This window comes from Paraburkholderia atlantica (genome assembly GCF_009362785.1).
GTDB classification, from domain to species: domain Bacteria; phylum Pseudomonadota; class Gammaproteobacteria; order Burkholderiales; family Burkholderiaceae; genus Paraburkholderia; species Paraburkholderia atlantica.
In genome coordinates this window covers 99,383-111,705 of record NZ_WHNQ01000022.1, presented here as the reverse complement: position 1 = coordinate 111,705, position 12,323 = coordinate 99,383, and the positions used below count along the sequence as shown (strand labels likewise).

12 protein-coding genes are annotated in these 12,323 nt (G+C 64.6%); 8 read left to right on the top strand and 4 right to left on the bottom strand.

The window, feature by feature from the left end; all coding sequences use genetic code 11:
- Positions 1–23: 23 nt before the first annotated feature.
- Both GCT19_RS27170 and GCT19_RS27165 read right to left on the bottom strand, forming a co-directional pair.
- The gene (locus tag GCT19_RS27170; protein WP_018433774.1) at positions 24–1,838 is read right to left on the bottom strand and encodes an aminopeptidase P family protein; all 1,815 of its coding nucleotides are present in this window, start codon (positions 1,836–1,838) and stop codon (positions 24–26) included.
- Between the two features lie 18 nt (positions 1,839–1,856).
- A complete protein-coding gene (locus GCT19_RS27165; RefSeq protein ID WP_152853643.1) occupies positions 1,857–2,123 on the bottom strand; it encodes a hypothetical protein in 267 nt (88 codons plus the stop codon).
- Between the two features lie 229 nt (positions 2,124–2,352).
- Here GCT19_RS27165 and GCT19_RS27160 point away from each other — a divergent pair, with 229 nt between their 5' ends.
- The 7 genes from GCT19_RS27160 to GCT19_RS27130 all read left to right on the top strand — a co-directional run bounded on the left by GCT19_RS27160 (position 2,353) and on the right by GCT19_RS27130 (position 8,517).
- A complete protein-coding gene (locus tag GCT19_RS27160; RefSeq protein WP_018433776.1) occupies positions 2,353–3,063 on the top strand; it encodes a response regulator transcription factor in 711 nt (236 codons plus the stop codon).
- A gap of 79 nt (positions 3,064–3,142) precedes the next feature.
- On the top strand, positions 3,143–4,429 hold the full coding sequence (hemA, locus tag GCT19_RS27155; protein ID WP_013090659.1) for a glutamyl-tRNA reductase: 1,287 nt from the start codon (positions 3,143–3,145) through the stop codon (positions 4,427–4,429).
- Between the two features lie 120 nt (positions 4,430–4,549).
- Positions 4,550–5,632 carry a peptide chain release factor 1 gene (gene prfA, locus GCT19_RS27150; protein ID WP_152853642.1) on the top strand — a complete coding sequence of 361 codons (1,083 nt, stop codon included), beginning with the start codon at positions 4,550–4,552 and terminating at the stop codon, positions 5,630–5,632.
- Positions 5,633–5,642: 10 nt separating this feature from the next.
- On the top strand, positions 5,643–6,530 hold the full coding sequence (prmC, locus tag GCT19_RS27145) for a peptide chain release factor N(5)-glutamine methyltransferase (protein WP_152853641.1): 888 nt from the start codon (positions 5,643–5,645) through the stop codon (positions 6,528–6,530).
- 112 nt (positions 6,531–6,642) lie between these two features.
- Positions 6,643–6,954, top strand: coding sequence for a Grx4 family monothiol glutaredoxin (gene grxD / locus GCT19_RS27140; RefSeq protein WP_008918687.1), 312 nt, complete (start codon positions 6,643–6,645; stop codon positions 6,952–6,954).
- A 40-nt stretch (positions 6,955–6,994) separates the two neighbouring features.
- Complete coding sequence (locus GCT19_RS27135; RefSeq protein WP_152853640.1) at positions 6,995–7,597, top strand: UbiX family flavin prenyltransferase; 603 nt, start codon at positions 6,995–6,997, stop codon at positions 7,595–7,597.
- A gap of 134 nt (positions 7,598–7,731) precedes the next feature.
- Positions 7,732–8,517, top strand: coding sequence for a DODA-type extradiol aromatic ring-opening family dioxygenase (locus tag GCT19_RS27130; protein WP_152853639.1), 786 nt, complete (start codon positions 7,732–7,734; stop codon positions 8,515–8,517).
- Between the two features lie 122 nt (positions 8,518–8,639).
- Here the strand turns inward: GCT19_RS27130 and GCT19_RS27125 are convergent, their stop codons facing one another.
- Complete coding sequence (locus GCT19_RS27125; protein ID WP_176136422.1) at positions 8,640–10,235, bottom strand: APC family permease; 1,596 nt, start codon at positions 10,233–10,235, stop codon at positions 8,640–8,642.
- 422 nt (positions 10,236–10,657) lie between these two features.
- On the opposite strand from GCT19_RS27125, the gene GCT19_RS27120 reads away from it, so the two are divergent.
- Positions 10,658–10,861, top strand: coding sequence for a cold-shock protein (locus tag GCT19_RS27120; protein WP_013090665.1), 204 nt, complete (start codon positions 10,658–10,660; stop codon positions 10,859–10,861).
- Positions 10,862–10,995: 134 nt separating this feature from the next.
- Here the strand turns inward: GCT19_RS27120 and GCT19_RS27115 are convergent, their stop codons facing one another.
- Complete coding sequence (locus GCT19_RS27115) at positions 10,996–12,246, bottom strand: Hsp70 family protein (RefSeq protein WP_152853638.1); 1,251 nt, start codon at positions 12,244–12,246, stop codon at positions 10,996–10,998.
- Between the last annotated feature and the right edge of the window lie 77 nt (positions 12,247–12,323).

Sequence of the window (12,323 nt, the reverse complement as noted above, 5' to 3'; positions counted from 1 at the left end):
CGTTTGAAAGGTCGCCGCTACGCTCAGATAGGTTGTGTGCGCAGTTCGAGCCACGCCTTTGCGTCGCCCGACACATGGGGCGCGAGGCGCGCGCGCACCGTCTCGTGATACGCGTTGAGCCACGCGCGCTCGTCGTCGCGCAGCAGCGACAGCTCGATGCAGCGCGTGTCGATCGGGCACAGCGTCAGCGTCTCGAACTTCAGGAAGTCGCCGAATTCGGTTTTTTCGGCGGCCACGTTCAGCACGAGATTTTCGATACGCACGCCCCACTTGCCCGGCCGATACAGACCCGGCTCGTTCGACGTGATCATGCCCTCCTCCATCGCGGTCCACGGTTCGGCCGGCGCGTAGTGCGAGATCACCTGCGGGCCTTCGTGCACGTTCAGGAAGTAGCCGACCCCGTGACCGGTGCCGTGGCCATAGTCGGCGCCGGCCTGCCAGATCGGCGCGCGCGCAATCGCGTCGAGCATCGGCGAGCGGATGCCACGCGGGAATTGCGCGCGTGACAGCGCGATCATGCCCTTCAGCACGACGGTGAAATCGCGGCGCTGTTCGTTGCTCGGCGTGCCGATCGGGACGACGCGCGTGATGTCGGTCGTGCCGCTCAGGTACTGACCGCCCGAATCGATCAGCAGCAGGCCGTTGCCTTCGATCACCGCATGCGACTCCTCGGTCGCGCGATAGTGCGGCATCGCGCCGTTCGCGTTGAAGCCCGCGATCGTCGCGAAGCTCAGCGACACGAAGCCGGGTCGGCGCGCGCGGGCGGCCGTCAGACGCTCGTCGATCGTCAGTTCGGTGATGCGCTCGCGGCCCAGCGCGCTTTCGAACCACGCGAAGAATTCGGCGAGCGCCGCGCCGTCCTGCTCCATCGTGTCGCGCACGTGCGCGGCATCAGCGGCGGTCTTGCACGACTTCAGGAACGTGGACGGATTGACCGCCTCGACCACCTTGACCGACGACGGCACCGCCTGCAGCGAGCCATACGTGATGCGGCGCGGGTCGATCAGCAGCGTGCTGCCGGCTGGCAGCGCGGCGAGCGCGTCGGCGGCTTTGGCGTATGGCTCGACGCTGATGCCGTCGCGCGCGAGCACGTCGGCGAGCGCAGGCGACACTTTGCCGTCGGCGATAAACAGCGACACGCGATCCACGCCGATCAGCGCGTGCGCGACGAACACCGGGTTGTAGCTGACATCCGCGCCGCGCAGGTTCAGCAGCCAGGCCAGGTCGTCGAGCGTCGAGATGAAGTGCCACTGCGCGCCTTTGTCGGCCATCGCGCGACGCACCTGAGCGAGCTTGTCCGCGCGCGCGACGCCCGCTTGCGGCGCGGCGTGCTCGAAGACGGCGTCGGCGGGCAGTGCCGGGCGCTGCGCCCAGATCGCGTCGAACAGGTCGACGTCGGTGCGCAGCTGCACGCCGCGCGCGCTCAACGCGGCACTCAGCGCGCGCGCGGCCGCGACGCCGAGCACAGCGCCGTCCACACCGACTGTGCCGCCGCTCGCGACGTTCTGCGCGAGCCATTCGAAATGCGGCGTCGTCAGCTGGCCGCCGGTCATTTTCATCAGGTCGACACCGGTGCCGGCGAGCTGCGCGCTCGCCTGCTCCCAGTAGCGGCTGTCGGTCCAGACGCCGGCGAAATCGGCGGTGACGATCAGCGTACCGGCGGAGCCGGTGAAGCCCGACAGCCACTGGCGGCCTTGCCAGCGCCCTGGCAGATACTCGGACAGATGCGGATCGGCCGACGGCACGAGGTAAGCGGCGATGCCTTCGCGCGCCATCGCGGCGCGCAGGCTCGCGAGGCGCTCGGGAATGGAGGAGGTTTCGGGAAGTCGGGCGTTCATGGAGTTACCTGCAAGGATTCATCGACGGATTGACCGGCGCGAAAGGAGGCCGACGGTCACGGCGACGGCGACGAGCGCGACGGCGGTGCATACCTGCCATTCGAGCATGTCGCCGTCATGGAAAAGACCCGTCACGTTGCCGGCCATGCGCGCGATGCTCGTGCCTAGCACGCCGGCCAACAGCGCGGTCCACCAGCGCGCGCGGCTCGCCCGGCGCAGCGGGTGCAACCACCAGCCCGCGAGACCGATCACGGCGCCGAGAACGAGAATGCCTGGCCAACCCATCAGGCGTGGGCTCCGGATTGGGTGCCGAAACAGGGCAAGTTCAATTTCGGATTCGTCTCATAGGCCGACGGAGCCGCCAAGGCTAGCATTTCGGGCTCTTTAACTCTAGAAGTTCAGCACGGCGCTTTCCGCATAGCGGTTGAGTTTAGGGGTCGGGGTGTGCTTAGGCAAGTTGCAAGCCTGACGAAAACGCCCCACGCTCCGCTCGTTGCCTGGCTGACGCCGCGCCATGCGCATCGCCCTTATCGAACCCGACCTACAACACGCCAAACTGGTCGACCGGCTCATTTTCGCCGGCGGCCACGTGTGCCTGCACTTCACCAGCAGCGCCACCTTCCTGCAGCGCGCCACCGACGAATTTTTCGACCTGCTGATCACCGAAAGCTGGGCCGGCGACCATTGCGCCGAAGACGTGATCCCGCGCGCGCGTTCCATCCTGCCAGGCCTGCCCATCATGATGCTGATTGCGGCACCGCGCGAATGCCAGATCGTCGCCGCGCTGCACGCCGGCGCCGACGACTGCCTCAGCAAACCGGTGCGCGGCCCTGAAATGCTCGCGCGGGTCGAGGCGCTGCAGCGCCGTGCGGGCCTGCGGCGGCCGCCCAAACGTCGGCGCGACGTGATCGGCGGCTATACGTTCGACGCGGCGAATTTCGCCGTGACCTTCCGCGAACTGACCGTCATCCTGACGCCGAAGGAATTCCGCCTCGCGCTGCTGCTGTTCAACAATCTGGCGCGACCGGTGTCGCGCGCTCATATTCTTGAAACCGTGTGGTCGCGCCGCCGCGACGTAAAGTCGCGCACCATCGACACTCACGCGTCGCGCGTGCGCGGCAAGCTGCAACTGCGTCCGGAGCTTGGCTACGCGCTGACGCCGGTCTATGGTTACGGTTACCAGCTCGACGCGATCCCGCCGGAGACCCAGACAGGCGAGAGCTGACGCATGCGGGGTATACGGCGTGCCGGATGTGAGAATCGTGAAAACGCTATAATATAGGGCTGAACGATAGCTCCCCCAAATGCAGCTTCTAACGATCGGAATTAACCATCACACTGCGCCTGTCGCCTTGCGCGAACGCGTGGCGTTTCCGCTCGAACAGATCAAGCCCGCTCTGGATACGTTCAAAGGCATCTGGGTGGGCCGCATGGCCCCCAATGCGCCGGAAGCGGCAATTCTGTCCACCTGTAACCGCACCGAACTCTACTGCGCGACCGACGACCTCGCCGCGCGCGAAGCTTCGGTCCAGTGGCTGTCGAAGTACCACAACCTCCCCATCGATGAACTCGCGCCGCACGTCTACGCGCTGCCGCAGTCCGAAGCCGTGCGCCATGCGTTCCGCGTCGCGTCGGGGCTCGATTCGATGGTGCTCGGTGAAACGCAGATCGTCGGACAGATGAAGGACGCGGTGCGCACCGCCTCCGAAGCCGGCGCCCTCGGCACCTATCTGAATCAGTTGTTCCAGCGCACCTTCGCCGTTGCGAAGGAAGTGCGCAGCACCACCGAAATCGGCGCGCAGTCGGTATCGATGGCCGCCGCCGCGGTGCGCCTCGCCCAACGCATTTTCGACAAGATCTCGAACCAGCGGGTGCTGTTCATCGGTGCCGGCGAAATGATCGAGCTCTGCGCGACGCATTTTGCCGCGCAACATCCGCGTGAACTCGTCGTCGCGAACCGCACCGCCGAGCGCGGCATGCGGCTCGCCGAGCGTTTCAACGGCCGCGCCATTCCGCTTTCCGAACTGCCCTCCCGGATGCACGAATTCGACATCATCGTGTCGTGCACGGCCTCCACGTTGCCGATCATCGGGCTGGGCGCTGTCGAGCGCGCGGTCAAGGCGCGCCGTCACCGGCCGATTTTCATGGTCGACCTCGCAGTGCCGCGCGACATCGAACCCGAAGCCGGCCAGCTCGAAGACGTGTTCCTGTACACCGTCGACGACCTCGGCGCGATCGTCCGCGAAGGCAATGCGTCGCGCCAGGCCGCGGTCGCGCAAGCCGAAGCGATCATCGAAACGCGCGTGCAGAACTTCATGCAGTGGCTCGACGCGCGCAGCATCGTTCCGGTGATCCGCCACATGCACACGCAGGCCGACACGCTGCGCCGCGCGGAAGTCGAACGCGCGCAGAAAATGCTCGCGCGCGGCGACGACCCGGCCGCAGTGCTCGAAGCACTGTCGCAGTCGCTCACGAACAAGCTGATCCATGGTCCTACTCACGCGTTGAACCGCGCGAGCAGCGACAACCGCGACAAGCTGATCGAGCTGATGAGCGGCTTCTACAAACACTCCGGCTCTTCCGAGCGTTAGCGGCGCAGTGCTCGCCGCACCCCGCGCGCCATCGCCGTGGCTCGCGAAGTGCTTCCGCCCCGGGCATTCGCCCGTTCCCCTGGCTGCATTCTTTCCGGAGTCCGCTCCGCTACCCGCCCGATGAAAACGAGCATGCAACGCAAGCTCGACCAGCTGACCACCCGGCTGGCCGAACTGAACGACCTGTTGAGCCGCGAGGACATCACCGCCAACCTCGACCAATACCGCAAGCTCACGCGCGAACACGCGGAGCTTGGCCCGGTCGTCGAGCATTACGGGCTTTGGCGTCAGGCGCAGAACGACGCGGCCACCGCGCAGGAACTGCTCGCCGACGCGTCGATGCGCGATTTCGCCGAAGAGGAAATCCGCGCGGCGCGCGATCGTATGGAAACGCTCGGCGTCGAGCTGCAGAAAATGCTGCTGCCGAAAGACCCGAACGACGAGCGCAACATCTTCCTCGAAATCCGCGCCGGTACCGGCGGCGACGAATCCGCGCTGTTCGCTGGCGATCTGCTGCGCATGTATCTGCGCTATGCCGAACGCAACCGCTGGCAGGTCGAGATGATGTCGGCGAGCGAATCGGATCTCGGTGGCTATCGCGAAGTCATCGTGCGAATTGCCGGCGATGCCGCGTATTCGAAGCTGAAGTTCGAGTCGGGCGGACATCGCGTGCAGCGTGTGCCGGCCACCGAAACGCAAGGCCGCATCCATACGTCGGCCTGCACGGTCGCGGTGATGCCCGAAGCGGACGAGATCGGCGAGGTCGAGATCAATCCGGCCGATTTGCGCATCGACACGTTCCGCGCGTCGGGCGCGGGCGGCCAGCACATCAACAAGACCGATTCCGCGGTGCGTGTCACGCACTTGCCGACGGGCATCGTCGTCGAATGTCAGGACGACCGCTCGCAACACAAGAACAAGGACCGAGCGCTGAAGGTGCTCGCCGCGCGCATCAAGGACAAGCAAACGCACGAGCAGCAAACAAAGGAAGCGGCGACGCGCAAGAACCTGATCGGTTCGGGCGACCGTTCGGAGCGCATCCGCACCTACAACTTCCCGCAGGGGCGTCTCACCGATCACCGCATCAACCTGACGCTGTATCGCCTCGACGCGATCATGGACGGCGATCTCGACGAACTGATCGCGGCGCTCGTCAGCGAGCATCAGGCCGAGCTGCTGGCCTCGCTCGGCGACGCGGACTGACGCCCCTGCAATGACCGACGCCTCCCCGGTTCCGCTCGACCCCGCCGCTCCGCCCGCGACGGCCGACGCGCTCTTGCGCGCTTCGCCGCTGCCGCCGCTCGAAGCGCGGATTCTGCTTACGCATGTGCTCGGCTGGCGGCGCACGCAGCTGATCACGCGCGGCGAGGAGCCGCTCGAGCGCGCGAGCGTCGAGTGTTATCGCGCGCTGGAGGCGCGGCGCATGGCCGGCGAGCCGGTTGCGCAACTCGTCGGCGCGCGTGAGTTCTTCGGGCTCGAATTCGAAGTCACGCCGCACGTGCTGATTCCTCGCCCTGAAACCGAGCTGCTGGTGGAGACCGCGCTCGCGGCAATCGAAGCTCGGCCGCGCCCACGTGTGCTCGATCTCGGCACCGGAACCGGCGCAATCGCGGTGGCGATCGCGTCGATGCGGCCCGAGGCCCACGTCTGGGCACTCGACCGCTCGGCCGACGCGCTCGCCGTCGCCGCGCGCAACGGCGCGCGCCTGCTCGACGCGAAGCGCCCCGGCGGCGCCGTGACGTTCCTGCACAGCGACTGGTACGGCTCGCTCGACGCCTCGCTGCGCTTCGACGCGATCGTCAGCAATCCGCCATATATCGCGAGCGGCGATCCGCATCTCGCCGAAGGCGATCTGCGCTTCGAGCCGCGCGGCGCGCTCACCGACGAAGCCGATGGCCTCAGCGCGATCCGCGCGATCATCGCCGGCGCGCCCGAGCGTCTCGCCGCCGATGGCGCGCTTTGGATCGAGCACGGCTACGACCAGGCCGAAGCCGTGCGCGCGTTGCTGAGCGCGCGTGGTTTCGCCGAGGTCCGCTCGGAGCGCGATCTCGCCGGCGTCGAGCGAATCAGCGGGGGCGTGTTGCGCGCCGCCGCGGCCTAAGCGCGGTCGCCAACGCTAAAACCCCAGGCGCGACGCGGCTGCGGCCGCCCGTAGCGAAATCCGCTATCATTTCAGCCTATTCCCATCCTTTATCGGAACCGCAAGGTCAGTCATGGATACGCAACAACGCATCAAGCAAATCGTCGACGGCAACAACGTCGTTCTCTTCATGAAGGGCACGGCCCAGTTCCCGATGTGCGGTTTTTCCGGCCGCGCCATCCAGATCCTGAAAGCGTGCGGCGTCGGTGAAATCAAGACCGTCAACGTTCTCGAAGACGACGAAATCCGTCAGGGCATCAAGGTGTTCTCGAACTGGCCGACCATTCCGCAGCTGTATGTGAAGGGCGAATTCATCGGCGGCTCGGACATCATGATGGAGATGTACGAATCGGGCGAACTGCAGCAGCTGTTCGCCGCGGCCTGAGCGCCTTACGGTTCGTTCGCATCATCAGGCGCCGCTAGCCATGCAGCAAGCACGCACCGCGGCGCCCCGCCGGCTGATCGTCGCGATCACCGGCGCCACCGGCGCCATCTACGGCATCCGGCTGCTCGAGACGCTACGGCGGCTCGGCGGCGTCGAGAGCCACCTGCTGATTTCGAGCGCCGGTTGGCTCAACATCCAGCATGAACTCCAATTGGGCAAGGAAGACGTGCATCCGCTCGCGGATGTCGTCCATTCGGTGCGCGACGTCGGCGCGAGCATCGCGTCCGGCTCGTTCGCGACCGATGGCATGATCGTCGCGCCCTGCTCGATGAAAACGCTCGCGAGCATCGCGCACGGTTTCGCCGACAACCTGATCACCCGCGCCGCCGATGTCACCCTGAAGGAGCGTCGCCGCCTCGTGCTGCTGGTGCGCGAAACGCCGTTCAACCTCGCGCATCTGCGCAATATGACTGCCGTCACCGAAATGGGTGGAGTGATCTTTCCGCCCCTGCCCGCGTTCTATAACCAGCCTGCTTCGATCGACGAGATGGTCGACCACACGGTCGCACGCGTGCTCGATCTGTTTGCGCTGGGGCCGGCGTTGTCGTCGGCGTGGCAAGGACTGCGGGACGCACAGGATTAACAGCGGCAACGCGGATTAACAACGTCCGCGACACAATCAATTCCCCCCGCGCCCATTTATCAAACTGGCGTGCGAACCTATATTGGTAGCAACCCAATTTCTCCGTGCCGTGCTGTCACGGCCGCGCTGCTGTCATGAACCGCTTACCTTCGCTTTTCTTGTCCCACGGCTCGCCCACACTGCCGATCGATCCTTCGATGCCGTCCGCCGAGTTCGGGGCGCTCGGCACGCAATTGCCCCGTCCCGAGGCGATCCTGATGTTGTCGGCGCACTGGGGCACCGCGCAGCCACTCGCGAGCATCGCGACGGCGCCTGAAACCATCCACGATTTTTACGGCTTTCCGCGCCAGCTCTACGAAATCCAATACCCGGCACCGGGCGCACCCGACGTCGCGCGCAGCGCCGCCGCGCTGCTCGGCGCGAGCGGCATCGTCGCGGACGTGCAACCGCATGGACTCGACCACGGCGCATGGGTGCCGATGTTGCTGATGTTCCCGCAAGCGGACGTGCCGATCGCGCAGTTGTCAATCCAGCCGCACAAGGACGCCGCGCATCATTTCCGTGTCGGCCGCGCGCTGCGCGCGCTGAAAGACGAAGGCGTGATGGTGGTCGGCTCCGGCCAGATCACCCATAACCTGCGCGCCGCCGATTTCTCCGCTCGCCCGGAAGACGCCGACCCGCGCGTGACCGAATTCACCGACTGGTTCGAAGACAAGCTCGTCGCGCGCGATATCGACGCGCTGCTCGACTATCGCCGCCAGGCGCCGCACGCGGTACTGATGCATCCGACCGACGAGCATCTGTTGCCGGTGTTTGCCGCCCTCGGCGCCGCCGACGACGACTATTCGCTTGCGATCCAGTCGCTCGGCACGTACCAGCGCTCGCTCGCAATGACGAACTACGTGTTCGGCACCGCCTGACCCGCCGCGAAACAACCCAGCAGCAACGACCAACGAAAAAGCCCGCCTGAACATCGATCAGACGGGCTTTTTATCCAACGCGAAGGGCCCGCTTCGAGCGGCCCCTTCGTTGCGGCGAACGCTCAGTGCGCGCCGATACCTTCGAGCACTTCGTCGTGCACGAGCCGCTCGTCCAGATACTCCGAACGGTAGCCGCTGTTCACGCCCCAGAAATAGAACACCAACGAGAAGGCGATCACGACGAGCATGTCCCAGCCGTACGGCAGGATGCCGAAGCCGCCGAACTCCTTGCTGCCGATCAGCGACAGGATCGCCATGATCGGCAGATACGCGACCAGCCACCAGGCGGCCTTCAGATCGCGGTTCCAGCCCTCGAAGCCCTGCTTGGCCTGGAAGTAGAAGTACACCGGCAGCGCGACGACCATCAGCAGAATGATTTCGCCGGTCAGCGGCCACTTCGCCCAGTACAGGATCAGCGACGCACAGACGAACGCGAACGGCGCGATCACCTTCATGCCGGCGATGTGCAGCGGGCGCTCGAGATCGGTTGCCGCGCGGCGCAGCGCCATCAGGCTGATCGGGCCGGTCAGGTACGAGATCACGGTCGCGACCGAGATCACCGCCGCGAGCGAGCTCCAGCCGCGGAAGAAGAACAGGAAGATGAACGACACGAACAGGTTGAACCACATCGCCTGACGCGGCACGCCGTAGAACGGATGCACCCGGCCGAAAATTTTCGGCATCGTGTTGTTGCGCTCCATCGCGTAGATCATCCGCGTCGTGGTCGCCATATAGGTCGTACCGGTGCCGCTCGGGCTTACGAACGCGTCGACGTACAGTAGGAACGCCAGCCAGTTCAGGTTCAGCGCAATCGCCAGCTCCGCGAACGGCGAAGCGAAGTTGAAGTGGCTCCAGCCCTTCATCACGTCGGCCGGATTCACAGCGCCGATGTAGGCGATCTGCAGCAACACGTAGATCACGAGCGCGAGCAGGATCGAGCCGATCACCGCGAACGGCACGCTCCTGGCCGGATTGCGCGCTTCACCGGCCAGGTTGACCGGGCTCTGGAACCCGTTGAACGCGAACACGATGCCGCTCGTCGCGACCGCGGTCAGCACCGCCGACCAGCCGTACGGCGCGAACGTGGTCGTCTGGCCGAAGTTCTCGGTGTGGACGCCGGTCATCATCAGACCGACGATCGTTGCGCCCGGGATCAGGAACTTGAAGATCGTGATGGCCGAGTTGGCGCGCGCGAACAGCTTGACGCCCCAGTAGTTGAGCAGGAAGTAGATGATCACGAGGCCGGCGGACAACAGCAGGCCGTTGGTGGTCAATGACCCGTCGACGAAGAGCGCGTGCGCCCACGGATAGGGCCACGTACTCATGTATTGAATCGATGCTTCGGCCTCGATCGGGATCACCGATACGATCGCGATCCAGTTGGCCCAGGCGCTGATGAAACCAACCAGCGCACCGTGCGAGTAGCGCGCATAGCGCACCATCCCGCCAGATTCCGGAAACATCGCGCCGAGTTCCGCGTAGGTCAGTGCAATCGCGAGAATCACCACCGCGCCGATGATCCATGCGCAAATTGCAGCGGGACCGGCAATCTTTGCAGCCTTCCACGCGCCGAACAGCCACCCGGACCCGATGATCGAACCCAGACCGGTCAGCATCAGCGCGAATGGCCCGATGTCCCGTTGTATAGAACTTTTCACGTCTTCTCCTAAATCAGAACCATGTCGGCACCGCGTGGCATCGCTTGTGGCGGTGGGGACGGGTGACTCGCATGTGAGCGCGTGCAGATGCGGAATAGGTGCAACCGACGCGCGGCGCGTAGTTTAACGGTTGCACCGCGTTGCTGCAGGGAAACCAACTAAGGGTTCTCCCTGGCAAGAGATCAGTCTGATACGTAAAATTTGTAAGAAACCATCGCATCAGTCCGATAAGTTTCGTGCAGACTGTTGACCTCCGTCCGAATTCGCCGTATAACGTTCCAGCAGGATTTCAAGTGGCGAGTGAAGTGGTTCTTTCGTAGTTCGCCCATCAACGGTACTCCGGTTGGTCCCATTACCCCCTTCCTTGATTTTCATGCACCCCCGGGCTTCGGCCTTATTCACCATTTTTAGGAAAAAGTAATATGGAAACCGGTACCGTCAAGTGGTTCAACGACGCTAAGGGCTTTGGCTTCATCACTCCGGACGGCGGCGGTGAAGATCTGTTCGCGCATTTCTCGGAAATTCGCGTCGACGGCTTCAAGACGCTGCAAGAAAACCAGAAGGTTACGTTTGAAGTGAAGACGGGCCCGAAGGGCAAGCAAGCAGCTAACATCAAGCCGGTGTAAGCTTCTCGCTTCCTTCTGGACGCAAAAAACCCCGCCTCGGCGGGGTTTTTTATTATCGGCGGCAAATCAAATCAATCGATTAAAATTTGCCGTCTTCGCAATTCGCGGCGGATTATTTTTCCGATTATTCGCGATTATCCGAACACGCGCCGGGCGTGAATACCGAGGCCCGTCGCCACGCTCGCGAGGCGATCGCCGAACACCGCTTTCGCGTCCGGAAACGCCGCCGCCAGCGCGCCCGACAGAAACGCGAGGCCGGTCGAACCGCCGGTAAAATAAATCGCGTCGACGTCGCGCGGCGCGACACCCGCCGCCTGCACCGTATCGCGCGCGGCCTGCACGATACGTCGCGTTTCATCCTCGCCGGCCTTGATGAGTTGCGCTTCGTCGAACGCGAGGCGCAGATCCTCTTCCACTTGTTCGAGATCGATCACGGTCTCGCCGCCCGCTGCCACGCCGATCTTCGCCTCTTCCGCGTGCGCGGCGAGCGCGTGCCCGAACCGCTGCTCGACTACGCGCATCAGCCGGTCATGGTGCTTCGTCTCCGTGAAAAGGTGCCGCATCAGCGCGAGTTCGCTGACCCGCTTCGGCGTGTAGACGGTATTGATCAGGTGCCACGTCGCGAGATCGAAATAAATCCGGTTCGGGATTTCACGCCCCTGCGGATCGAGCGACTGATAACCGAGCTCGCGCAGGATCGTCACGAGTTCGACGCGGCGGTCGAAGTCCGTACCCGCGACGTGCACACCATGATGCGCGAGCACGTCGTCCTTGCGTTCGACGCGCTTCATCCGTTCCGGCCCCACCCGCACGAGCGAAAAGTCCGACGTGCCACCGCCGATGTCCGCCACAAGCACGAGTCCTTCGGCGCTCAGATGCGATTCATAGTCGAACGCAGCCGCGATCGGTTCATACTGAAAGTGGATCTCGCGCAAACCGACCGTGCGGGCAGCGGCTTCGAGCTGTTGCTGCGCCATCTGGTCGGCGCGCGGGTCGTCGTCGACGAAGAACACCGGGCGACCCAGCACCGCGCGGTCGATCGCGCCGCCGGCGCTCGCCTCGGCCGCGCGCTTCAGATGGGTCAGGAAAGTCGCGATCACGTCGGTGTACTTGATCGCAGTGCCGTCACCGAGATCGGTCGTATTCTCGGCGAGCGGCGAGCCGAGAATGCTTTTCATCGAGCGCATCAGCCGGCCGTCGAAACCGTCGATGTAGGCGGCAAGCGCCGCGCGCCCGAATTCGCTGGTGTTTTCGTCGGTGTTGAAGAAGACCGCGGTGGGCAGCGTCGTGTACGCGCCTTCGACCGGCGCCAGCTTAAGCTGCGGGCCGCTCGGAATCGCGACGGCCGAATTGGAAGTACCGAAGTCAATCGCGCAATAGTTCATGGCAGGAATGGCCGCTCACGGCTGGCGCGCACAGATAGGGGAGCGGCTTTGTATCACGAAAACTCCGGCAGCATCAA